General features: G+C 36.6%; 20 protein-coding genes. 8 read left to right on the forward strand and 12 right to left on the reverse strand.

The window, feature by feature from the left end:
- Window positions 1–6: 6 nt before the first annotated feature.
- The 10 genes from LF886_RS22010 to LF886_RS22055 form a co-directional block, all read right to left on the reverse strand.
- Window positions 7–1,143, reverse strand: a complete 1,137-nt coding sequence (locus tag LF886_RS22010; RefSeq protein WP_236851735.1) for a 3-hydroxyacyl-CoA dehydrogenase NAD-binding domain-containing protein — start codon at window positions 1,141–1,143, stop codon at window positions 7–9.
- Between the two features lie 79 nt (window positions 1,144–1,222).
- Window positions 1,223–2,023, reverse strand: coding sequence for an enoyl-CoA hydratase/isomerase family protein (locus tag LF886_RS22015; RefSeq protein WP_236851737.1), 801 nt, complete (start codon window positions 2,021–2,023; stop codon window positions 1,223–1,225).
- Between the two features lie 142 nt (window positions 2,024–2,165).
- Window positions 2,166–2,630, reverse strand: coding sequence for a 1,2-phenylacetyl-CoA epoxidase subunit PaaD (gene paaD / locus LF886_RS22020; RefSeq protein WP_236851744.1), 465 nt, complete (start codon window positions 2,628–2,630; stop codon window positions 2,166–2,168).
- Between the two features lie 3 nt (window positions 2,631–2,633).
- Window positions 2,634–3,443, reverse strand: coding sequence for an alpha/beta hydrolase (locus tag LF886_RS22025; protein WP_236851746.1), 810 nt, complete (start codon window positions 3,441–3,443; stop codon window positions 2,634–2,636).
- Window positions 3,444–3,449: 6 nt separating this feature from the next.
- A complete protein-coding gene (paaC, locus tag LF886_RS22030) occupies window positions 3,450–4,199 on the reverse strand; it encodes a 1,2-phenylacetyl-CoA epoxidase subunit PaaC (protein ID WP_236851753.1) in 750 nt (249 codons plus the stop codon).
- Between the two features lie 90 nt (window positions 4,200–4,289).
- Window positions 4,290–4,571: a 1,2-phenylacetyl-CoA epoxidase subunit PaaB gene (gene paaB, locus LF886_RS22035; RefSeq protein WP_034679196.1), complete on the reverse strand. Its 282-nt coding sequence runs from the start codon at window positions 4,569–4,571 to the stop codon at window positions 4,290–4,292.
- A 103-nt stretch (window positions 4,572–4,674) separates the two neighbouring features.
- Window positions 4,675–5,613 (reverse strand): 1,2-phenylacetyl-CoA epoxidase subunit PaaA, encoded by a 939-nt coding sequence (gene paaA, locus LF886_RS22040; RefSeq protein ID WP_236851755.1) that lies wholly within the window; start codon window positions 5,611–5,613, stop codon window positions 4,675–4,677.
- Window positions 5,614–5,728: 115 nt separating this feature from the next.
- On the reverse strand, window positions 5,729–6,814 hold the full coding sequence (locus tag LF886_RS22045; RefSeq protein WP_236851757.1) for a 2Fe-2S iron-sulfur cluster-binding protein: 1,086 nt from the start codon (window positions 6,812–6,814) through the stop codon (window positions 5,729–5,731).
- Entirely contained in the window at window positions 6,814–8,130 is a 1,317-nt protein-coding gene (locus LF886_RS22050; protein ID WP_236851759.1) for a phenylacetate--CoA ligase family protein, read from the reverse strand. The genes LF886_RS22045 and LF886_RS22050 overlap by 1 nt, the downstream gene beginning before the upstream one ends.
- 287 nt (window positions 8,131–8,417) lie before the next feature.
- Complete coding sequence (locus LF886_RS22055) at window positions 8,418–8,996, reverse strand: TetR/AcrR family transcriptional regulator (protein WP_124537038.1); 579 nt, start codon at window positions 8,994–8,996, stop codon at window positions 8,418–8,420.
- A gap of 370 nt (window positions 8,997–9,366) precedes the next feature.
- Here LF886_RS22055 and clpB point away from each other — a divergent pair, with 370 nt between their 5' ends.
- The 8 genes from clpB to LF886_RS22095 all read left to right on the forward strand — a co-directional run bounded on the left by clpB (window position 9,367) and on the right by LF886_RS22095 (window position 19,256).
- Window positions 9,367–11,961 (forward strand): ATP-dependent chaperone ClpB, encoded by a 2,595-nt coding sequence (gene clpB, locus LF886_RS22060; protein ID WP_236851766.1) that lies wholly within the window; start codon window positions 9,367–9,369, stop codon window positions 11,959–11,961.
- Between the two features lie 139 nt (window positions 11,962–12,100).
- Complete coding sequence (locus LF886_RS22065; protein ID WP_236851768.1) at window positions 12,101–12,253, forward strand: hypothetical protein; 153 nt, start codon at window positions 12,101–12,103, stop codon at window positions 12,251–12,253.
- A 202-nt stretch (window positions 12,254–12,455) separates the two neighbouring features.
- Entirely contained in the window at window positions 12,456–13,025 is a 570-nt protein-coding gene (locus LF886_RS22070) for a hypothetical protein (protein ID WP_236851770.1), read from the forward strand.
- A 650-nt stretch (window positions 13,026–13,675) separates the two neighbouring features.
- Window positions 13,676–14,461, forward strand: coding sequence for a sensor histidine kinase (locus tag LF886_RS22075; protein ID WP_236851776.1), 786 nt, complete (start codon window positions 13,676–13,678; stop codon window positions 14,459–14,461).
- Window positions 14,458–15,099 (forward strand): response regulator transcription factor, encoded by a 642-nt coding sequence (locus tag LF886_RS22080; protein ID WP_109739267.1) that lies wholly within the window; start codon window positions 14,458–14,460, stop codon window positions 15,097–15,099. Before LF886_RS22075 ends, LF886_RS22080 begins: the two co-directional genes overlap by 4 nt.
- A 245-nt stretch (window positions 15,100–15,344) precedes the next feature.
- Window positions 15,345–16,358: a zinc metalloprotease gene (locus tag LF886_RS22085; RefSeq protein WP_236851778.1), complete on the forward strand. Its 1,014-nt coding sequence runs from the start codon at window positions 15,345–15,347 to the stop codon at window positions 16,356–16,358.
- Between the two features lie 365 nt (window positions 16,359–16,723).
- Entirely contained in the window at window positions 16,724–17,737 is a 1,014-nt protein-coding gene (locus tag LF886_RS22090) for a zinc metalloprotease (protein WP_236851780.1), read from the forward strand.
- A 109-nt stretch (window positions 17,738–17,846) separates the two neighbouring features.
- Entirely contained in the window at window positions 17,847–19,256 is a 1,410-nt protein-coding gene (locus tag LF886_RS22095; RefSeq protein ID WP_236851782.1) for a phosphatase PAP2 family protein, read from the forward strand.
- Window positions 19,257–19,292: 36 nt separating this feature from the next.
- On the opposite strand, the gene LF886_RS22100 is transcribed toward LF886_RS22095, so the two are convergent.
- Together LF886_RS22100 and LF886_RS22105 are read right to left on the reverse strand one after the other, a co-directional pair.
- A complete protein-coding gene (locus LF886_RS22100; protein WP_236851784.1) occupies window positions 19,293–21,158 on the reverse strand; it encodes a M1 family metallopeptidase in 1,866 nt (621 codons plus the stop codon).
- A gap of 106 nt (window positions 21,159–21,264) precedes the next feature.
- A complete protein-coding gene (locus LF886_RS22105; protein ID WP_236851786.1) occupies window positions 21,265–23,634 on the reverse strand; it encodes an outer membrane beta-barrel family protein in 2,370 nt (789 codons plus the stop codon).
- Between the last annotated feature and the right edge of the window lie 238 nt (window positions 23,635–23,872).

Raw genomic sequence — 23,872 nt, forward strand, 5'->3', positions numbered from 1 at the left:
AATTATCTAATTCATTTTACGAAGTAAAGGGCTTTGTCTGTATCTTTCTTCCTGATATTCTTCGTAAAGATTCTGGAGAGTTTCGGAGATTTTTGCATACCCGATTTCTTTCCCCCAGCTTAATAATCCTTTCGGATAGTTTACACCTTTCTGCATTGCCAGTTCGAGATCTTCATCATTCGCAACTCCTAATCTTTTAGCTTCAACCGCTTCGTTGATCAGCATGGAAATGATTCTTAAAAAGATCTGCTGGTATAAAGCATCGTCTTTCTGAGCAACAGGTTTTTCTGCTCCTTCGCTATAATCGTAGAAACCTTTTCCCGTTTTTCTGCCATGAAGTTTTGCTTCAGATATTCTTTGCTGCAATAGAGACGGCTTGTATTTCGGATCGTAGAAATAATCTTTGTAAACGGTTGTTGTTACGGCAAAGTTTACATCCACTCCGATAAGATCCATCAATTCGAAAGGTCCCATTTTGAAGTTCCCCAGGGTTTTCATCGCATCATCCACCTGTTCTGGTGTAGCAATGTTTTCTTCAACAATCCTCAGCCCTTCCCCATAATAAGGTCTGGCAATTCTGTTGACAATAAATCCAGGGATATCTTTGGCAATAACAGGCATTTTTCCCCATTCTTTCATGAGGTTGTATATTTTTTCTGCTAAAGTATTTTCTGTTAGTAAAGATGGAATAACTTCCACTAAAGGCATCAATGGAGCCGGATTGAAAAAGTGAATTCCGATGAAACGCTCCGGTTTCTTTAGTTCTGCACCCAGAGAGGTGATAGAAATAGATGAGGTATTGGAACTGATGACACAGCTTTCTGAAACATACGTTTCAAGTTCTGTAAACACTTTGGTTTTAATGTCTTTATTTTCAATAATTGCTTCAATAACCAATTCACAATCTTTGAAATCTTTCAATTCTGTAGCAATGGAAATATTAGCTAAAATTTCAGTCATTTTCTCTGCCGAAATTTTTTGTTTATCAACCAATTTGGTTAATGTTTTTTCCAAACCTACGGTTGCCGTTTCTACTTGCTTTGCGTTGGCGTCATACACCCAAACTTTGCATCCGTTCGTTGCGGCTACTTGTGCAATGCCGATTCCCATCGTTCCGGCACCGATAATTCCAATATTTTTCATTTTTTTAGATGTTAGAAGCTAGAAATTAGAAGTTAGATTATTGACTAACATCTAACTTCTAAAATCTAATTTCCATTAATTATTTTCCTTTATAATTAGGTTTTCTTTTCTGTAAAAAGGCATTTACTCCTTCAAAGAAGTCTTCTGTTCCTGCTGCTTCCTGCTGAAGATCTCCTTCTAGCTCAAGCTGTTCTTTCAATGTGTTGGTATAAGAACTGGCAAAAGCCTTTTTCGTAAGTTTAAGCGCTGCTGTCGGCATGTTTGCCATTCTTTCAAGAATTTCCATAGATTTTGGAAGAAACTCTTCTTCAGTGAAAACTTCAGCAACAAGACCATGAGCTTTAGATTCTTCTGCAGATAACTTTTTACCTGTGAATGCTAAATAATTGGCCAATTGTCTACCTAAAAGCTTCGGTAAAAAGTAAGTTCCTCCTGTATCAGGAATTAAACCGATATTTGAAAATGCCTGAGCAAAATACGCTTTCTCATTCGCTAAAACGAAGTCGGAGATTAAAGCTAACATCGCTCCCGCTCCTACTGCAGGACCGTTTACTAAAGCAATAACCGGTTTTTTGCAACGGGTAACTTCCAACACTAAAGGATTATAATAATCTACCACAATTTTTCTGATAATATCATGATCGTGGTGTTCTTTGCCTGCCACAAATGCTTCATCCAGATTCTGACCTGAGCAAAATGCTCTTCCTCTTCCAGAAATGGCAACACATCTTACTGTTTCGTCTTCGCTGCATTCTTTAACAAAATCTCTAAGATCTGATAAAGCCGGCTTTGTAAGAGCGTTCATTGTTTCCGGTTGATTAAGATATGCGATTTTAAGCTTCCCGTCAAAATGCGTTTCGATATCGAGTTGTGTATACATAGTTTTTATAAATTTATTATTTAACAACGCACTAATTTAACAATATAAATTAATGTAACCGTCTAATAATTTAACAATCTAGCAATTCCTTCGTTATGCTTTGCATAGCCGTAAAGTTTGCTGCTGATTGATGAATAACTCATCAATGACATTTAAAATAATCAAATGGCTCCAGGCAATCTAAACATTGATAAGAAGCCTTACACAAAGTAGACCCGAATCTGCTGATCTGCTTGGTGTGCTCGGAACCGCAGCGTGGACATTTTTTCGGTTTCCCAATGTGATGTTCGTCTGCTCCTTTTTCGGGAGGTGTGATTCCGTAAGCACGGAGTTTTTCTCTCGCTTCATCAGTAATCCAGTCTGTTGTCCAGATCGGAAACATCTTGGTTACTACTTTTGCATCCCATCCGTTTTCTTTCATCATTTTGATAATATCCTCCTCAATGGTAAACATAGCAGGACATGCAGAATAAGTAGGAGTAATAATCACTTCACACGTATTTTCACCTGTGACCTGTGCCTCTCTTACGATTCCTAATTCCACAATATCAATGACCGGAATTTCCGGATCGGGAATTGTTTTTAATAAATCTAAAAGCTGATTCATATTTTATTTTTTATCAGAATCAAGAATTGTTTTCATTGCGTTCTGATAATCCAAATTATCTGTTATTCCGTTGTGATACTGATCTTTTAATACAATCAGGCTATCATCTTTTTTAAAGTTATTTTTAAGTTTTAAAGATGCATTATAGTTAATAACCTCATCTTTATCACCATGAAAAATAACTACTGGTGATTTAACGGTTTTTAAATATTCACCAGTCTCAAAATTATATTTCAGCAAAAATGTTGGAAGAAATGAGAATTTCTGACTCATTTCATTTTCTATACTGTAATAAGGCGCCTGTAAAATCAACAATCTAGCATTGTGCATTGATGCTACTTTTGCGGCTAACCCTGATCCTATAGAATATCCTAAAATAATAATTTTATTTTCCGGATATCTTTTCAAAAGTTCTTTGTAAGCAGTCTCAACGTCCGAAAAAAGCTGATCTTTACTATTAATTTTATCTTCGCTTTTTCCATAACCCCGGTAATCGAGTATCAATGTATCATAATTCATACTACGATATAATTGAGCTACTTCTCCCCAGCCTTTTATTGAACCTCCATTTCCGTGAAGATAAAAGATAACTCCTTTGGGATTTTTAGTTTTAAACAAAACTGAGCTCAAATGCTTATCATCCTGTGTTCTGATCGATATTTCTTCAAAATCACCATTAAAATTAAACTTGTAATTTTCCGGCAACTTTTCAGGGTAAAAAATAATTTTCTCCTGATAGAAATAGACTCCTACACATAGCACCACGTATCCTATAAGAAAAAAAGCAAGTATTCCCAGAAGCATCTTTTTCATGATCTATTACCAAGTACAACCCGGATATGCTCTCTGCATATACTGAAGTTCACAAAGGATAAATCCGAAATACTCTGTATGATATCCTGTTCTTGATTTTGGCTGCATGAAAGGATTTTCAGGATATTCTAACCCGAAATCTGTAAAATCTTTCTTCGTAATGGCAATGAATTCTTCGTAAAGAGCATCTGCATTCGGAACGATATTCAAAGCAATAAGATCATCTTCACCTTCTGTTTTGGCAAAAAGTCCTTTTGTATATTCCCAGATATTTTCAATAGCTTTCACCAAACGCTCACGGCTTTCTTCTGTTCCCTGAGCAAAAATCTTCATCCATGAAGCAGAGTGAGTATAGTGATATCTCACTTCTTTCAAGGATTTTTGAGCAATCGCCGAAAGTTCTTCATCAGCAGAGCTTGATAATGCTTCGTACATCAGTTTCTGATATACAGACAACACATATACTTTAAGAATGGTGTGGGCATAATCTTCATTCGGAAGCTCTGTCCAGTGTGCATTTACATATTCGTGTTCATATCTTAAAAAGGCTAAATCATCTTCACTTTTACCGTTGTCTATTACTCTTGAAGCATACACATAAAAGTTATTAGCCTGACCCAGCTCATCTAATGCAATGTTTGTCAATGCAATATCTTCCTCCAAATAAGGACCTTCACCGCACCATGCAGATAAACGCTGTCCCATAATGAAACTGTCGTCTGCTAGTTTTAATAAATAATTATATAATGGGTTCATTGTTTAGTAGATTTCAGATTTCAGACACTAGATTTCAGATTAACCAAAAAGTCTAGTATCTGAGATCTCATATCTTGAAGTCTTTATTAATTACATATTTTTTACGTCGTTTGGAATATCGTAGAAAGTTGGGTGACGGTATAGTTTGTCATCAGCCGGATCGAAGAAAGCTTCTTTGTCGATTCCTTCCGAAGTCACAATATATTTACTTGGAACTACCCAAACAGAAGTTCCTTCTTTTCTTCTTGTATAAACGTCTCTTGCATTCTGCAAAGCCATTTCTGCTGTTGGTGCCTGTACAATTCCAACATGTTTGTGAGATAATCCCGGTTTAGTCTGAATAAACACTTCCCACATATCTAAATTTGCCATATTTTAATTTGAAAATTTGAGAATTTGAGAATTAGGTAATTTGAAAATTAATCTACAGTAGTTACATTTTCAAATTAGCATATTTTCAAATTGATACATTAAATTATATTACTTCTTTTTGTTGCTTCTCTGCAAAAGCTACTGCCGCTTCTTTTACCCAAGAATTTTCTCTTTGCGCTTTTCGTTTTGTTTCGATACGCTTTTTATTGCAAGGTCCATTTCCTTTTAAAATTTCCATGAATTCTCCCCAAGGAAGTTCTCCGAAATCATAATGTTGTCTTTCCTCATTCCATTTTAAATCCTTATCTGGAATCGTTAATCCTAAGAATTCAGCCTGAGAAACGGTAACATCTATAAATCTTTGACGAAGGTTATCATTACTTTCTCTTTTCACTCTGTAATTCATAGAGATCTTAGAGTTTGGCGAACTGTCATCATTTGGACCAAACATCATCAGGGCTGGCCACCAGAAACGATTTAACGAAGCCTGAGCCATTTCTTTCTGTTGTTTTGTACCACGGCAAAGCGCCATCAGAATCTCATATCCTTGTCTTTGGTGGAAAGATTCTTCTTTACAGATTTTCACCATTGCTCTTGAATAAGGACCATAAGAATTCCCCATCAGCATTACCTGGTTCATAATCGCTGCACCATCTACCAACCAGCCGATTGCACCGATATCGGCCCAGCTTAATGTTGGATAGTTGAAAATACTCGAATATTTCGCTTTTCCTTCCAACATATCATCATAAGTAGCGTCTCTATCAGCTCTGATCGTTCCGTTTCCTAGCGTTTCAGTTGCTGAATAAAGGTATAGCCCGTGGCCTGCCTCATCCTGAACTTTAGCCAGAAGAGCCATTTTTCTTCTTAATGAAGGGGCTCTGGAAATCCAGTTGGCTTCCGGCAGCATTCCTACAATCTCGGAATGAGCATGCTGTGAAATCTGACGAACCAATAATTTCCTGTAGTCATCAGGCATTACATCTTTTGGCTCTACTTTATTTTCTTCGTGAACGTATTGAACAAATTTTTCTAAGTCCATCTTTTTTGAATTTGAAAATTAAATAATTTGAGAATTTGAGAATTTGAGAATTTTGAAAATTTAAACACAATAATGGCATTTTCAAATTAGCACATTTTCTCATTTTCAAATTGTCTTAAACATCATAATTAAGCATCACCACATTGGTTGTCGGGTGACATTGGCAGGTAAGAACGAAGCCTCTGGCTACTTCTTCTTCGGTAAGTGCATAGTTTTTCTCCATGAAAACCTCTCCTTCCAGAACCTGCGCCTTACACGTACAGCAAACGCCTCCTTTACATGCAAAAGGAACCGGAAGCTGATCTTTCAATGCTTTATCTAAGATACTCTCTTTTTTAGAATTAAGGTGGAATGAATATTCATCATCATCAATGATTACCGTTACCATACTTTCAATATTGGCAATAGCCTTGAATTCATCGCTCATTTCCTCCGTATTTTCTTCATCCGGAGCGGTAAAATATTCAAATAATACCTGAATAGCAGGCACTTTTTTATCTTTTTTCAGATAATCCGCGATCCCTTTGATCATTTCTGAAGGTCCACAGATGAAATAAGTAGCTTCTTTTACATCAATATCGATGTATCTTTCAAATAACTGCTCTAGTTTTTCAGCAGAAATTCTTCCTTCAAAAACAGGATCTTCGTGTTTTTCACGGCTTACCAAATAAACTACTTTCAGCCTGCCATTGAAATGCTCTATCAGCTTATCAATTTCAGCTTTTCTTAAAATATGATTCATGCTTCTGTTGCTATAGAACAGATAAGCATTACTGTTAGGTTCCTGATAAAGGCTTTCTTTAATATTGGATAAAACAGGGGTAATTCCGCTTCCTGCTGCCAATCCCACATATGTTTTCACATTGGTCGGGTGATAAGAAGTATTGAAACCGCCCATCGGGGGCATTACTTCCAGGATCTCATCCATATGAAGATGCTCATTGAAATAGCCTGATACTTTTCCGCCTTCAAGCAGCTTTACCAATACTTCCAGCGTATTGCTCTTTTCACTTGGAGCATTACAGATAGAGTAAGAACGCCTTTCCTCATTTCCGTTGATCATCATTCGGAAATTCAGATACTGCCCTTGCTTGAACCTGAACTTATCTTTCAGTTCTTCAGGGACTTCTACCGCTACACTTACTGCTTCGGAAGTATCTTTCTGAACTTTAACTGTTTTAAGTTTATAAAATGAATTCATTATTTTTTAAGTATTCTATTAATTTTTCCACCTTCGCACTTCGGCAGGCTGTCCTGGGCATGAATTTTCACTTTCGTAGTGATCCCTACCCGTTTTTTTATTTCGTTTTCTATGCTTTTTCCAAAGTTCCCGACAAAATTAAAATAATCATCGGTATTTGCTTGTATTTTTTGTTCCTCTACCAGTTCATCACCTATTTCAACATCAATATCCAGGGCGATGCACATATGTTCTTTTTCAACAGGTGTTAAATAATAATTAGGAACCACTCCCTTTACATAAGAGAGCGCATCTTCAATCTGGCTTGGATATACATTGACACCTCTCACGATCAGCATATCGTCTGCTCTGCCAACGATAGGTTTCATTTTCACCATTGTTCTTTTGGCATTCTCATCATAATAAAGACTGGTGATATCATTGGTCCAATACCGTAAAAGCGGCATTGCTTTTTTCGTTAAAGTTGTAATCACCAACACTCCTTCTTCTCCAAAAGGCACCGGCTGTTTAGTAACCGGATCTAAAATTTCAGGGTAAAAATGATCTTCCCAGATATAAGAACCCCCTTTTTCTTCGAAATCCTCCATGGAAACTCCGGGACCAATAATTTCACTCAATCCGTAGATATTGGTTGCATGAACTCCTAATCTTTCTTCAATGTGGCCTCTGATAATTTCCGTCCATGGTTCTGAACCTAACACTGCGTATTGAAGACTTATTTCATCTGCTGGAATTCCTCTTTTGGCAAATTCATCAGCAATGGTCAAAGCGTATGATGGTGAACAGCAGATCACTTCCGGTTTGAAATCTATAATCAAATCTACCTGTCTTGCCGTCATTCCTCCTGAAATAGGAAGAACACTCATCCCTAACTTTTCTGCACCATAATGAAGTCCTAAGCCTCCTGTGAAAATCCCATAACCATAAGCGTTGTGTAACTGCATTCCTGGTTTTGCTCCTGCGGCATTTAAAGATCTCGCCACTACTTCACTGAAAAGGTCTACATCTTCTTTTGTGTATCCTACCACAGTCGGTTTTCCTGTAGTTCCGCTTGAACAGTGAATTCGCTGAAGCTCAGCTTTAGGAACTGTAAATAAACCGAACGGATAGTTATCTCTTAAATCCTGTTTGTAAGTGATTGGAAGTTTCGTGATATCTTCAATCGACCTTATTTCCTGTGGAGATATTTGCAATTCATCAAATTTCTTTTTATAAAATTCCGACTTCTCTCCCAAATAGCTGATCAAGCTGATCAACCGGTCGGATTGAAGCTGTCTCAACTGACCCAGCTCCAGATATTCAACTGAAAAATCCATAAAACTAACTAACATTTGTTAGGTGTAAATTTAAAAAGATTTTATAAGCTGGCAAAATTTTTATGACTTTTGTCATATTTTGAATGATTCTAAATAACGAAAGCAGGTTTTAAATTGCGGATTCTGTCATTCTGAATACAGACTGAAAGTCTGCGAACGTAGTTCTATTATTAAATACCAGAATGAATCGATTTCTCTATCTCGAAATAACAGACACAGTATTAAAATTCATGACTAAACAGCATAATTATCAGATTCTTCCTTCGTCAGAATGACAAAAGAAATGTCTAATTTTTCTGGTTTCCCAATAAACCAAAAAGAAGTTTTTCCCTGATTTCATCGGTAATTTCATCGGTGGAATCACTGCTTCTTTTAAACCAGAAATAGGAATTATTTAAAGTATGAAGGATAAATCTTGTGGTAAATGATGGTGATTTTAGCTCCCAGTTTTCAGCTTTGTAGATCTCAGAAATCAATTCTTCAACTTCCTGTTGATAATTTTTTCTTAACTCTACAAATTCGGGAAGCCTTTCTTCCAGATGTCTCCATTCATTGGAGTAAATATGGGTAACATCGCGGTTTTTAAGAACAACTGAAAGGTGTTTATCCAATAACAGATTCAGTTTTTCCCTTGGAGCAATATCTGTATTTTTTACATGCTGAAGTTCATCGAAAAATTCCTGGGCAATGCCAAAACAAATCCATTCCAAAATTTCTTCCTTTGAACGGATGTGCGCATACAGCGATGCTGCTTTGATATTAAGTTTCGTAGCCAGGTCTCTTACCGAGCTTCCCATATAGCCCTTCTCCTTGAAAAGTTCTACTGCTACGTCTAAAATTTTTCTCTGTTTTTCTTTAAGTTCCATCTGTAAAATGCAAAAGTAATTATTCTAAAATAAAAAGCTGAATTTTAACACTTACATTAAAGAAATTCAACCATTTTAAAATTTACTCATCAACTTTCCCCTTTATGATATGACTATTTGTTCATAGATTTCCAAGTGATAATTGTGAAATCGGAAATTTTGTCAAGTTAAACTTCCGTTAAAAATACAAAATCCGGAAAATTTGTCCATATTTTTTATAAATTTAATAATTGAACAGTTTTTGCGATATAGTCATCGAATAAATGATTAAATAATTGATGGCATTAAGAAACTGAGCCTTAAAATTTAGTTTCTTGATGTTTTTTAAAAGTTAAACTTAATACAAACCATTACCAAAAATATAAAAGATATGAAATTAAACCAATATACTGTAAAATCACAGGAAGCCATCCAGGCAGCACAACAGGTTGCTATGGAATTGGGCAATCAAAGTATCGAACCTCAACATCTCCTTGAAGGAATCTTCCAGATAGATGAAAATATATCGCCTTTCTTATTAAAAAAATCTGAAGCAGATGCCAATTTAGTAAGAGAGCGAAACCGTGAAAATTTAGAAAAACTTCCTAAAGTACAAGGAGGAAACATTTATCTTTCACAATCAGCAAACAAAGTATTGCTGGATGCCCCCAACATCGCTAAAAAAATGGGTGACGAATATGTAACGATTGAGCATTTATGGTTATCGCTTCTGGAAACCAGTTCTGAAGTTTCCAAAATGCTTAAAGATATGGGCGTAACCAAAAACCTGTTGGAAGGCGCTATTAAAGAATTAAGAAAAGGAAGTAAGGCAACTTCTGCAAGTTCTGAAGAAACCTATCAATCTTTAAATAAATATGCTAAAAACTTCAATGAATTAGCTGCAGAAGGAAAACTGGATCCTGTAATCGGACGTGATGAAGAAATCAGAAGGGTTCTACAGATCCTTTCCAGAAGAACAAAAAACAACCCTATCCTTATTGGAGAACCAGGTGTTGGTAAAACGGCGATTGCTGAAGGAATTGCCCACAGAATTATCAGCGGTGATGTTCCGGAAAATCTTATGGATAAAACATTATTCTCCCTGGATATGGGAGCTTTGATCGCCGGAGCCAAATATAAGGGTGAATTTGAAGAGCGTTTAAAATCTGTAGTCAATGAGGTGACCAAAGCTGATGGGCAGATTATTCTTTTCATTGACGAGATCCATACTCTGGTAGGAGCTGGTGGTGGTGAAGGTGCTATGGATGCAGCCAACATCTTAAAGCCTGCTTTGGCAAGAGGTGAGCTGAGAGCGATTGGAGCGACTACTCTGAACGAATATCAAAAATATTTTGAAAAAGATAAAGCGTTGGAAAGACGTTTCCAGAAAGTAATGGTAGAAGAACCGGATACTGAATCTGCAATTTCGATCCTTCGTGGTATTAAAGATAAATATGAGGCTCACCACAAAGTAAGAATCAAAGATGAGGCAATTATCGCGGCTGTGGAAATGTCTCAAAGATATATTTCAGACCGTTTTTTACCGGATAAAGCCATTGACCTTATTGATGAAGCTTCTGCAAAACTGAGAATGGAAATCAATTCCAAACCGGAAGAGCTGGATGTTCTCGACAGAAAATTGATGCAGCTGGAAATTGAGCTGGCAGCCATTTCAAGAGAAGGCAACCAGACCAAAATTGATCATTTGAAGGAAGATATTGCAAAAATTTCGGAACAGAGAAATGAGATCAATGCCAAATGGCTGAAAGAAAAACAGAAAAGTGAAGATCTTACCCAGATCAAAAAAGATATTGAATCTCTGAAACATGAAGCAGAAAGAGCTTCCAGAGCAGGAGATTATGCAAAAGTAGCGGAAATTCAGTACGGAAAACTTCGTGAAAAAGAGGAAGAGCTCACCAAGATGGAGCTTGAAATGCAGAATCATCAGAATGAGCTGATCAAAGAAGAGGTTACCGCAGAAAATATCTCTGAAGTGATTGCTAAATGGACAGGTATTCCTGTCACCAAATTACTGCAGTCTGAAAGAGAGAAATTACTTAATCTGGAATCTGAACTACACCATCGTGTGGTAGGACAGGATGAAGCAATACAAGCGGTTGCTGATGCGATCAGAAGAAACAGAGCAGGTCTGAGTGATGACAAAAAGCCTATTGGTTCTTTCCTATTCCTGGGAACAACCGGAGTGGGTAAAACGGAATTGGCAAAGGCATTAGCTGAGTTCTTATTCGACGACGAAAACAATATGACCAGAATTGATATGAGTGAATATCAGGAACGTCACAGTGTTTCAAGATTGGTAGGGGCGCCTCCGGGATATGTAGGATATGATGAAGGCGGACAGCTGACTGAAGCGGTAAGAAGAAGACCTTATTCTGTGGTGCTGTTGGATGAGATTGAAAAAGCACACCCGGATGTTTTCAATACTTTACTTCAGGTTTTGGATGATGGACGTCTGACTGATAATAAAGGACGACTTGTTAATTTCAAAAACTCCATCATCATTATGACCTCTAACTTAGGCTCTCATTTGATTCAGGAGAATTTTGAAAATCTTACTGAGGAAAATCAGGATGAAATTGTGGATAAAACTAAAGAAGAAGTTTTTGATCTTTTGAAACAAACCTTACGTCCGGAATTCCTGAACAGAATTGATGAGATTGTACTGTTCCAACCTTTAAGAAAAAAAGAAATCGGAAAAATCGTTCAGTTTCAGTTGAGAGGATTCAATGAGATGCTATCTAAACGAAACATCATTATGACCTTCACTCAGGATGCGGTAGATTATCTGATGAATAAAGGATACGATCCTGCCTTCGGAGCAAGACCATTAAAAAGAGTGATCCAGCAAGAAGTATTAAACAAACTGTCTAAAGAGATTCTTGCAGGAAGTGTAAATGATGGAGACAGAATCACTCTGGATTATTTTGTAGAAACAGGTTTGGTTTTCAGACCTACTGAACAATAAAATAGTTTTTTTCATATATTATTTTTGTGAATAAGTGCTGTAGAGAAATCTGCAGCACTTATTTTTCATTTATTTTATCCTATTATGGTGAAATAATATTATATTTACGTTACAAATCAATAACTAAAACAAAATCACTATGAAAAAGCTAAAAAGACAAGATTTAAAGAAAATCGATGGTGGAATTGAGCCACCCACTATACAGTGTGGTGATGACTGGAGCTGTCCTCCCGGTCTTTGCTGTACAGTGGGATATGTCTGCATGGATTGGAGAAAATATCCTTGTATTTAAAGAACAGGCGGAGAAATATACTTTCTCCGTTTTTTTATAGAGTAAATCTGCGTTTGCTTTCTCTCTCAATTGTTATCCTTTACATACAATCCGTAAAAACACGGTAAAAATAACAGTATAATTCCCTATTTACGAATACATTTTCTAGCATATTTTTTACGAGATTTGCATATTAATTGAGTTTTACCGTAAAACATAAGCTATGAATACAGAATCAAACAAACCACTAGAACCGGGAATCATGTCAAACAGTCTTATCCAGGCTCTGATCGACAATTACCGTCAAAATCACCTAAGCGCTATCAACACTGCTTTAGGAATTCAGGATGCACATTCCATTTGGTTTGATCTTCCGAAATTAAAACAGTTTATTGCAAAAATCGAAGAAGAAGCTGCCAAAGTGAATCCTGCAACTTCAGAGGCGAACCTAGGAATCAGATTTTACTATGCAACTTATCCTAAGCAGGAAGACTGGTCTATGATGGACTCTCACCCTGTTCCTGTTCAGTATGCAGGAAAGCATACATTAGTGATGATCCCAACCTTGAAAAAAGCCAGTGATGCAGGAGAGCTTATTGATTTTGATTTTAACCCTTTCCAGGCTAATGGAGAGAATTCAAATTTAGCATTAAATGCACGTAATATTACTCCATCTGGCAATGGTGGTGATAATGGTAATGGTGGCGGCGGACCTCTTGGTGATGATACTGGTCTTGGAGAAAATAATGGAATACTTATACCACCATATACATCGTCGGGTGAATCTTTTTAATTATAATCAATATCCCTAATACACAATATGACAGAATTCCAGGAATTTGCACAAAAATGCATTCTTTGGTCTGAAGGACTTGCTGCGGCCATCGCAATTTTCCATTATAATCGTTTAAAAGAACGACATTGGAAATTTTTTGTGTTCTATCTGGTATTCATTTTCCTAGGGGAAGCCTATGGTAAATGGGGAAGTTTTATTCATTTTACTAAAGCCCAATACTATAACTATCTTTTGATGCCGATCCAGTTTATATTTTTTTACTGGTTATATGCTGTGAAATCCCTAGGTAGGACTAAATTATTTTGGATATTATCTATTTTATATTTGCTAACATTTATTCCGAATGAATTATATTTTTCAAAAAGTAAAATAGTGTTTGCCTTTAATTATACATTTGGATGTCTTATCTTAATGCTATTGGTAATAATGGAGTATTATAAACAAATTAATTCTCACAATATTCTCAATTTTAATAAAAACAAAATGTTTTATATTAATCTCGGAATTACATTATCATACATAGGAACATTACCTTTTATGGCATTTTTATCATTACTGGTAAACTATAAGGAGATCTGGAATATTTATTTCAATTATTTTCTAATGTCAGTTATTGTGATGTATATTTTATTTGCAAGTTCATTTATATGGGGAAAACAGAGCTCTTAATTGTCATTATTCTATTCAATATACTTTTTGTAATGTTTGTAACGGCGGTATTAATCTATATCAGAAGTTACAAACAACGCAAGAAGGAGCATGTTAATGAAATTGAAAGAAAAAATGAGCTTCATCAAAGGGAGATCCTTTCTACCCAACTGGAAATCCAGCAGGCCACCATGCAGCAGATCGGCCGGGAACTTCATGATAACATTGGTCAGAAACTTACTCTTGTGAGCCTTTATGTACAGCAGATGCTTTATGAAAATAGGGCACCGGAGGCCAATGATAGAATTGATCAGGTTTCTCAGATCATCAACCAATCTCTGCAGGATCTTCGAAGCCTGTCAAAAACATTAACCGATGACAATATCAACCAAAAGGAAATTGTAACTTTGATACAGGAAGAAGTAGACAACACCAATTCCTTTAAAAGGTGTAAAGTAAGCTTTGAGCACAATTTTAAACAGCTGGATTTAGGTTTTGTTCATAAAAATGTTCTGCTCAGAATCACTCAGGAGTTTATTCAGAATAGCATAAAACATTCCGGCTGTAAAAATATTTTCATCAGCCTGAATACTTCTGAAGACATTCTTTGGGAACTTGATATTCGTGATGATGGAACCGGGTTTGACACTTCCCAGATAAAATCCAACGGAATAGGCCTCACCAACATGAAAAACAGAGCGGAAATCATAGGAGCCCGCTTTCACATGGAAAGCCAGGAAAATGCAGGAACCCACCTTAATATTATCTTAAAAAAACAGTCATGAAAAAATCAATTGTAATTGTTGACGATCATATACTTATAGCCAAGGCTCTGGAAGGAATTATTGGTAATTTCAATGAATTTGAAGTCATCTATGTGTGTGAAAATGGGAAGGACCTTATTCAGAAACTTGAGGAGGGCAACGCAATTCCGGATATTATTCTTTTAGATATCAGTATGCCGATTATGGACGGATTTGAAACAGCAGCCTGGCTTACAAAAAACCATCCAGACATCAAGGTCATGGCCCTCAGCATGCAGGGAGACGACAACAGTGTGATCAAGATGATTAAAAGCGGAGCAAAAGGCTATCTCTTAAAAAACACCCATCCAAGAGATTTGGAAACAGCCCTTACCCGATTGAATAGTGATGGCTTCTTTTATCCGGACTGGGCTTCAAAAATTATTTTCTCCAACCTTAATAAAGAAACGGAATCTGAAATTGCCATAAGAATTTCCGATAGGGAAAAAGAATTCCTGAAATATACGGTCACTGAGCTCAGCTATAAGGAAATTGCAGACAGAATGTGCTGCAGTCCAAGGACCGTAGAAAGCTACCGTGATCAGCTTTGTGAAAAACTTGATTTGAAAACCCGTGTAGGACTTGCAGTTTTTGCCATTAAAAATGGTTTTGCAAATTAATCTTGGCTATAAAAAATTAATTTAAAAGCTGGTTTAAACGAAACATATTCGTTAAAAACAAATTATAAACAAAACACATCACTATATTTATAAAAATTGATTAAAATTCAAAACAAATTAAAAAATACTGAATTAAAATCAATGAAAAATCAAAATCAATAGTAATTCCGTAATTATTTTACGGAATTACTTGCATATTAATTTCAAATAATATAATTTCACATCCTCAACCAAATTATAACGATATGAAAAAACTATTATTCGGAGCTCTTATGCTCGGGTTAATGACAGCTTGTAACAATGACACCATTTCTAACCAAAACGAAACACAAGCTGAACCGGAAACTTCTTCACTAGCCTCCAAAAGAATTTGTCCATCTGAGGAAATGAGACAAGAGGCATTACAAAAAGATCCTGCATTGAGACAAAAAGTAGAAGAAATTGAGGCCAATGCAAAAAAATTCTCCAACAATCTTGCTTTAGGAAAAGTTCTTGCGGATGGAACTGTTGAAATTCCAGTTGTTGTTAATGTAATCTATAAAACCGCGGCACAAAACGTGTCTGATGCGAGAATTGCAGAGCAAATTGCGATTTTGAACGCTGACTATGGAGGTACAAACAGTGATGTTTCACAAATCCCTACAGAATTCCAGGGAGTAAAAGCAGGTGACGTAAAAGTAAAATTCAAACTGGCAAACACCATAAGAAAAACGACCACCAAAACATCATGGAGCAAAACAGATAGAACAAATAATACTATGAAAAAAGCCTCTACAGGAGGAATTGATGCTACTAATCCTACAAATTATTTTAATATCTGGATCGTTGGAAGTATGCCGGATACTCAAGGAAGTATCCTTGGATATGCAACTTTCCCTGAAGATGCAGGCACATGGAAAGATGGTGTAGTAATTGCCTCTCCTTATTTTGGAAAAACAGGAGCTTCTGCTCCATTTAATCTGGGAAGAACTGCCACTCATGAAGTGGGTCATTATTTAGGTCTTAGACATATCTGGGGAGATACCAATTGCGGTGATGATTTAATTGCTGATACACCTACCCAAACAACAGCTAATACAGGAACTCCATCTTACCCTCTTTACAACACTTGTTATGGCGTGAAAAGATCTGTAATGTTTATGAATTATATGGATTATTCTGATGATAATTCACTCTATATGTTTACAGCAGGGCAAAAAACAAAAATGCAGTCTGTAACTGCTTCTTCTGGAGCAAGATCCGGACTAAGAGTTTTATAAAAATACATTTTTTAAAATAGTTGAAACCTATCTCAAATGTTGAGATAGGTTTTTTTTACTATTATTACCCTAGTTACCCTGTAAGTTTATGAAAACTTTTGAAAAAACATGAGCGTATTTTATCGTAAAAATATTCTACAAATAATAAAAAATATAAAATTATTTACATTAAAAACACACTTAAAAGTGAAATAAAAAACAAAATGTAATAATTTGATGAAAATTCAAAACAAAACCAATAACTTTAAATTAAAAACATATAAATATATTAAAGCGTATTAATTTCGTAAATATTTTACAAATTGTTTGCGTATTAATTTAGAATGATATAATTTCACATCCTCAACCAAATTATATTATACGATATGAAAAAATTCTTATTTGGAGCCCTCGTTCTGGGCTTTATGTCGGCATGTAACACCGACAGCTTAAACAATCAAAACGAAACACCTTTGAATCAGGAGCCTCCTGTTGAAAGTGCTCTTAAAAGAAGCTGTCCTTCTGAAGAATTGAGAGCTGAAATGTTACAAAAAAATCCTTCATTAAGGCTAAAAGCAGACGAAATTGAAGCCCGTACTCAAAACTTTGCTGAGAATCTTAAATTGGGAAAAGTTCTCGCAGATGGAACTGTTGAAATCCCTGTTGTTTTTAACGTAATTTATAACACCTCTGCTCAGAATGTTTCTGATGCAAGAATTGCAGAACAAATCGCTGTACTGAATGCTGATTATGGTGCTACCAATTCTGATATTACTAAAATTCCTTCCGCATTTCAGCCTTCTGCAGCAGGTGATGTAAAAATTCGTTTCAAATTAATCGCTACCAACCGCAAGCAAAATACAAAAACAGGCTGGAAGTCTAACCTGGAAGAGATGAAAAAAGCAAGCACTGGAGGTATTGACGCTACTGATGTAAATAAAAATATGAATATATGGGTTGTTAATTCAATCCTTGACCAAAATGGACAGGCGGGAACGCTAGGTTATGCCTATTATCCTGAAAATGCAGGACAATGGTATGATGGCCTTGTAATTGGGTATCAGTACATCGGAAAAACTGGTGCTTCTGCTCCGTTCAACCTAGGAAGAACGGTAACTCACGAAGTAGGACACTACCTAAACCTTCCACACCTTTGGGGATCATCTGATGCTGGCTGTCAGACAGATTACTCTAATGATACTCCTACATCTCCTGGCCCTAACTACGGAAATCCTACCTATCCTCTAAACAGAGTTTGTGGAGGTGTAAGCCGTTCTCAAATGTTCATGAATTATATGGATTATGTAGATGACAAATCTATGGTTATGTTCTCTGCCAACCAAAAAACAAGAATGCAGGCTGTAGTAGCTGCATCCGGACCAAGATCTGGATTAAGATAATCAACAATGCAAGTTGTAATATTATAAAAACATTAAAATAGTCTATCTCAATCTTTGGGATAGATTTTTTTAATACTTTTACATGATTTAATTTCGCACCACTACTAAGATGAAAAAATTAGCACTAGCATCAGGAATACTATTGCACTTATACTGTATTAAAGCACAGGATACGATCCAAATTAAGACACAGGATACGGTCCAAGTCAGAAGTCTTAAAGAAGATCTCGCATTAATTAACTCCGGCTACAGCATTCAGGAGAAAACCCCTTTTTTCAAAAAAGAATGGGTAAAAAAATCAGTGGCTCCTGCCCTGCTTTTTGCTGCTGCTGCTGCAACATGGGGAGAAAAAGAGAATATCCGTGAGGTAAGAAACCGATATCTTCCCAACTTTAAAGTCAAATATGATGATTATCTTCAATATGCTCCTGCAGCTGCCGTTTACGGATTAAAACTGGCAGGTGTAAAAGGTAGAAACAATCTCGGTCGGGCCACTTTATCCTACGGTACCAGCTTAGTCATCATGGCTATTTTAGTCAATTCTATTAAGTATACAGCGAAAGTGGAACGTCCGGATGGATCCAAAAACAATTCTTTTCCATCAGGACATGCTGCTATGGCTTTTACCAACGCCAGCTTTCTACACAAGGAATATGGTATGGTAAACCCAGCCTATAGTATTGCAGGGTATGGTTCTGCCGCTATTACGGGACTTGGACGGAATTTAAATAACAGACACTGGGTTCCGGATATTCTTGCCGGTGCTGGAATTGGGATTATCTCAACAGAGCTTGGGTATTTCTTTATTGATAAAATTTATAAGAACAAGGGAGATAATTTAAGTCTCTTATCCAGAATACAAGGAAACGATTATCCATCTTTTCTTGCCTTAAAGTCGGGGGTAGCATTAGGAACAACCAACTTCCTGAAAGAATCTGAACTGGATGACAAAAAGCAAACAGGTTTTGAGGGCGGATTGGAAGGCGCTTATTTCTTTTCAAAAAAATGGGGTGTGGGTGCAGATATCACCTTCAGCAGCTTCCCGATTAAATCTCAAAGAATAAACTTTGATGACGGGCAGGATTTTGGTAACCATGAACTAAAAACGCAATCCATGGGCTTCCTGGCTGCAGGTATTGGTCCTTATTTTTCTCATGAATTCTCAGATAAATGGCAGCTTACCTTAAAGTTAACCGGAGGATATGCCGCCACAGCAAGTGGAAAAGTATTTGTAAAAGGAGATGATATAGACGCTCCTAACCACGAACTTCAAATAGCCCGATACAAGCCTAAACCAGCCTTCCGCTGGAATACAGGAGCTGCTATGACCTACAAATTCAATCCGGGGTTAGGTCTTACTTTCTATACAGATTACAACCAGATCAACTCTACGATCCGTTATCACTTCAGTGATGAGATTAAAGAAAGTGCCGAGCTGGATGAGGAACTTAACAATATGATTGCTAAAGAAAAAATCAATTATATTACATTAGGCTTAAGATTAACTGCCTATTTTTAAAATAAAAAAGCCTTCAGATTCTGAAGGCTTTTACTTTTATAAATTTTTGCGGTTATTATCCGGAGTATAATCCATAAACAGATCTCCATCCAGCTGTACCGATTTTATTTTTTTCTTAATAGGAATCACCAGATCGGTTAGTTTCTGATCTTTTTCCCAAACAGAAGGGGAGAAATGCAGTTTCTCTGTAGTGCCATCTTCATATGCCAATATTGCATCAAATGGAATGGCAAATCCACCTACATTCGCCACGTTTACCGTAAGCATATCATTCATCTGGGATGCTCCCGTTACTTTTAAATCAATATAATTATTGGTATAAAACCAATTCTGGAAGAACCAATTCAGATTTTTCCCTGAACCGGTATTCATAGAGTTGAAATAATCCCATGGCACCGGATGTTTTCCATTCCAGTTGTCCATATAATGGTGTAATGCTTTTTTGAACAGTTCATCTCCTAAATAATCTTTCAGCGCCAGATAAGATAAAGAGGCTTTCACATAGGAATTGTTTCCATATCCTGCTCCACTTACCTGCGTACTCATCGTAATTACAGGCTGATCCTGTTCTGCAGACGGATCATTGATCCATTTTTTAACACGGAAGTTTTTATAAAATTCTTTAGCGGCAGCTTCTCCGTTCTCATCAATACCTATAAGATATTCCAGGGTGGTAGCCCAGCCTTCATCCATAAATGCATATCTCGTTTCGTTGATTCCCATATAAAAAGGGAAATACGTATGGGCAATTTCATGATCTGCTGTCAGTCTTGCATCCTGAAAATCATCAGGAATACTGGTATCATTGATCATCATTGGATATTCCATATCTGCATATCCTTGAATAGCGGTCATTACATTATAGGGATATTCTACTCCTGGCCAGTTTTTAGAAAACCAGTCTAGGTTATAGCGCATCCAGTCTACATAGTGTTCAAAATCTTTTGCTCCGTTTTTATATCCGGATTGAACGCTTGCTCGTTTTGTTTTTAACTGAACACTTGCTGCATCCCACACATAATGATTACTCAGTGCAAAACAGAAATCTGTAATGTGGCTGGCTTTAAACTTCCATACATTCCATTTGTTCTGCTGCGTAACTTTCCCCGACCTCATTTCCTGCTCCGTAGCAATATGCATTACTTTATCGCTTTTTAATGAAGCTTTATATCTTTTTAAATAATCCGGCTGAAGGACAGCTTCCGGGTTCATAAAATCTCCGGTTGCCCAGACTACATAATTTTTGGGTGCAGTAATGGCAAAGCTATAGTCATTGAAATCGTTATAAAATTCCTGTCTGTCTGAATGCTGAAGCATATCCCATCCGTTGTAATCGTCATACACAGATATTCTTGGAAAAGAATAGGCTACGTAAAAAGTTTCAGAATCTATCTGACCCTCTCTTCCACTCTGTACAGAAAGCGGATACTCCCACTCTATTTTAACTTCGGATTTTGATTTTGGTTTTAAAGCTGTTTTTAATTTTACTTTTTCAACGGTGCTCCAATCGTCACTATTGATGTCATATTTCTCACCGTTCACGATGAAAGATTTAATCTTAAGCCCTGAAGACAGAAAATCCTTAGAGACCACTCCAGATCTTGGCGACTGTGGCTTGTGAAGATTATTTACAAATCGTATAGCCAGTTCATTCAGATTATCCGGGCTGTTGTTTGTGTAGACAATCGTTTCTTTTCCGGAAACCACTTTTGTGCTGGCATCCACTTTCACCTCTACATTATACGCTCCTTTATTCTGCCAGTAGCTTTTACCTGGTGCCCCGGAGATATCACGTGTTCCTTTTTCATATGCTTTTTTGATATTCCTCGGCATATATAGTTCCTGTGCAGACAGTTGCAGTAAAGAAACTGCTATCAGCAATCCGGAAAAAATTTTCTTCATATCGATCTTTTTAAAGATAGGTATCAAAAATAGCGAAAATGTGACAGCGGGTGATGATTTCTTTTATAATAATATTTTATTGTAACTGGTTTTATATTAATTTCTTCTACAATCTTTCCTGTTCCGTAGTTTTCTTTATTGTTTTTGCGTTTTTCACAGACTGGTTTCCAAAGTTGAATTTCAACGATAATGTGACTCCCTGCGCATCGGTATAATCAAGGAAATAATTATCCTGGTTTGCATATTTCGTACTCACTTTCTGACCTGTACTTCTGAAAATATCGCTGACCACAAAACTCGCTTCCAGTTTTTTATTAAAGAACTTTCTGTTCATAACAAAATAGGCTGACCAGACAGAAGAAATCCTGAATGTCCCCTGTATTCCCGGAGAATAATAGCGATGTCCCATTTCCATTTTCCAATCGCTGCTTTTATCAAGCGTAAAGCTGGTGGAAATATTGGAAACCCAGTTCAGGACTTTGTTTTTATACAACATTCCGTCTGTTCCCTTGAAATAGTTTTCGTTATGTTCAAGATTTTCGGACACGATGATGTTCCACCATGGTTTCACCTGGAAATTTTTGTAAAGACTAGCCCCAAAAGCTTCTCCTTTTTCAATATTGGTAAAATAATAAATCAGGCTGTTGGTGCTTGGCTCCTGATAGGATATTTCCATAGACGGATAAATTTCTTTTCGGTAATACAGATCCAGGTTCCATTCTTTCCATGAATAGGTAAGATTGAGGTTATGTGTAATTGTTGCCTTCAGCTTCGGATCTCCCTGGTAGTATGAAAACAGGTTGTAGTAAGATTTGGCAGGATTCAACCATGAATAGGAAGGCCTGCTGATCCTTTTTCCATAAGAAAACCCGAATTCCTGCTTATTTTCTGTAGTATACTGTGCATAGAAAGTCGGAAAGAACTTCCAGTAGTTGCTTTTATTCAGTTCATAAGGTTCAGAAACGATGCCTTCAATATCTGTCATTTCAGCACGAAGCCCTCCCTTGAAGTTCCATTTTCCAATATTGTAGGCAAGTGAAGAATACAGGGCAAAATTATGTTCTTTATAATCAAAAACACTGCTCTTTTCGGGACGGTATTGTAAAACGCCATTCTCGTTGTCTGAGAAATCAAGCGTACTGTTTGTCTTTACAAAACTATATTTCGCACCGGATTCCAGCTCCAGCTTTTCACCTTTCCACTGATAATCCAATTGAGTAGAATACAACTGGACATCTGCTTGATTCTGTGTAATGAAGTTATCTTCTTTAGGAGACTGGCCCGCAAAGTTCAGATAGGTAATCACATTCTGATATTTATCGCTATTATTTCCGGTAAAGTAATTGATCCAGGAAAGACTGCTTTTTTTATTCAGTTTACGGTCTATCTGAAAACTCACAGAATTATTGATAGACCTCGATCGGTGATCATTAATTGTTGTGTAATTGGATTCCACAATATCGTGAGCATTATAGATCAGCGTAGGAACATGGTAGGTCCCGAAAGATTTTGGAGAGAAAAACCCTGAATAGTTGAGGCTTAAGCTGGTCAAGCTGTCCAGCTCATATTCCGCATTAAAATTCAGGGTATTTTGGTTAGTGTTTTTATCCTTCCTGTTCATCGTACTCACCCATCGGGTTTGGCTTTCCGGGTAATTCACATAGTCTGTTCCTTCCCGATAATACGTCCCCATCCCTCTATAATAGCTTCCCATAACGGAAAGCTTATCTTTTTTATAATATTGAGAAAGTCCGACAACGCCTTTCGCATACTGTGTCTGTATATATTTGGATGAAATGATCCCTCGGTAGCCTTCAATCTTATTTTTCTTCAGAACGATATTCAGGACTGCACTTCCCGAAGCTTCATATTTTGCTGGCGGATTGGTGATCACCTCTATAGACTTCACATCATCTCCCTGTGTATTTTCAAGAAGATTTTTGAGCTCATCTCCTGTTAGCATTACTTTTTTATCATTAATGGTCACCAGAATTCCTGTACCTCCTTTTACACTCAGTGTACTATTATTTACAGTGACACTTGGTGTATTTTTTAAAATTTCCCAGGCATTGAGTGATGAAATATTGCTGTTTTCAACATTGAATTCCAAACGGTCAACTTTTCTTTTCACCAACGGTTTACGCTTCGTCATTACCACACCCTCGATTTCCTGAGTTTCTTTTTTAAGGGTAATATGTAAAGGTTCTGGCTGCTTCAGATCAATCTTTTTCTCAAATAGAGAATATCCCTGATTTTTGACAACGAGTTTCACATTCTCTTCTGTAATATCCTCCAGCACAAAATTTCCATTATCGTCTGTTTTTAATTCTTTGATTAATTTATTTTGAGAATTATACAGCTCCATCTTTACAGATGAAAGTTTTTCATTATCCGTGTTTACAACAGTTCCTCCAAGTTTTTGTTTCTGGGCAAGAACCAGGAGTGGCAGACACAGAAAAAAAAGAATTTTATACATGACTTATTTTTTTAATCCTATCAAACAAAACAACGGTTCTGTTCTAAGGGTACAAAATTCCATATTGAAAGGGAGAATCTCGGTTAACGGTGGGTTAATGATAGGTTAATGTCTTTTCTTTAAAATAACAAAGCCTGAATTCGGAAATTCAGGCTTCAAAATCAATAGAGAATATGTTTATGGATAAGGAATTACTTTATCCAGTTCTATAGGATTATAATATTTTTGATGTCCATCT

It is taken from the genome of Chryseobacterium sp. MEBOG07 (assembly GCF_021869745.1).
Lineage (GTDB): Bacteria > Bacteroidota > Bacteroidia > Flavobacteriales > Weeksellaceae > Chryseobacterium > Chryseobacterium viscerum.

Coding starts and splice junctions, on each gene's coding strand:
- LF886_RS22010 (WP_236851735.1), bottom strand. CDS start 1,143: ATGAAAAATATTGGAATTATCGGTGCCGGAACGATGGGAATCGGCATT.
- LF886_RS22015 (WP_236851737.1), bottom strand. CDS start 2,023: ATGTATACACAACTCGATATCGAAACGCATTTTGACGGGAAGCTTAAA.
- paaD (WP_236851744.1), bottom strand. CDS start 2,630: ATGAATCAGCTTTTAGATTTATTAAAAACAATTCCCGATCCGGAAATT.
- LF886_RS22025 (WP_236851746.1), bottom strand. CDS start 3,443: ATGAAAAAGATGCTTCTGGGAATACTTGCTTTTTTTCTTATAGGATAC.
- paaC (WP_236851753.1), bottom strand. CDS start 4,199: ATGAACCCATTATATAATTATTTATTAAAACTAGCAGACGACAGTTTC.
- paaB (WP_034679196.1), bottom strand. CDS start 4,571: ATGGCAAATTTAGATATGTGGGAAGTGTTTATTCAGACTAAACCGGGA.
- paaA (WP_236851755.1), bottom strand. CDS start 5,613: ATGGACTTAGAAAAATTTGTTCAATACGTTCACGAAGAAAATAAAGTA.
- LF886_RS22045 (WP_236851757.1), bottom strand. CDS start 6,814: ATGAATTCATTTTATAAACTTAAAACAGTTAAAGTTCAGAAAGATACT.
- LF886_RS22050 (WP_236851759.1), bottom strand. CDS start 8,130: ATGGATTTTTCAGTTGAATATCTGGAGCTGGGTCAGTTGAGACAGCTT.
- LF886_RS22055 (WP_124537038.1), bottom strand. CDS start 8,996: ATGGAACTTAAAGAAAAACAGAGAAAAATTTTAGACGTAGCAGTAGAA.
- clpB (WP_236851766.1), top strand. CDS start 9,367: ATGAAATTAAACCAATATACTGTAAAATCACAGGAAGCCATCCAGGCA.
- LF886_RS22065 (WP_236851768.1), top strand. CDS start 12,101: ATGAAAAAGCTAAAAAGACAAGATTTAAAGAAAATCGATGGTGGAATT.
- LF886_RS22070 (WP_236851770.1), top strand. CDS start 12,456: ATGAATACAGAATCAAACAAACCACTAGAACCGGGAATCATGTCAAAC.
- LF886_RS22075 (WP_236851776.1), top strand. CDS start 13,676: ATGGGGAAAACAGAGCTCTTAATTGTCATTATTCTATTCAATATACTT.
- LF886_RS22080 (WP_109739267.1), top strand. CDS start 14,458: ATGAAAAAATCAATTGTAATTGTTGACGATCATATACTTATAGCCAAG.
- LF886_RS22085 (WP_236851778.1), top strand. CDS start 15,345: ATGAAAAAACTATTATTCGGAGCTCTTATGCTCGGGTTAATGACAGCT.
- LF886_RS22090 (WP_236851780.1), top strand. CDS start 16,724: ATGAAAAAATTCTTATTTGGAGCCCTCGTTCTGGGCTTTATGTCGGCA.
- LF886_RS22095 (WP_236851782.1), top strand. CDS start 17,847: ATGAAAAAATTAGCACTAGCATCAGGAATACTATTGCACTTATACTGT.
- LF886_RS22100 (WP_236851784.1), bottom strand. CDS start 21,158: ATGAAGAAAATTTTTTCCGGATTGCTGATAGCAGTTTCTTTACTGCAA.
- LF886_RS22105 (WP_236851786.1), bottom strand. CDS start 23,634: ATGTATAAAATTCTTTTTTTTCTGTGTCTGCCACTCCTGGTTCTTGCC.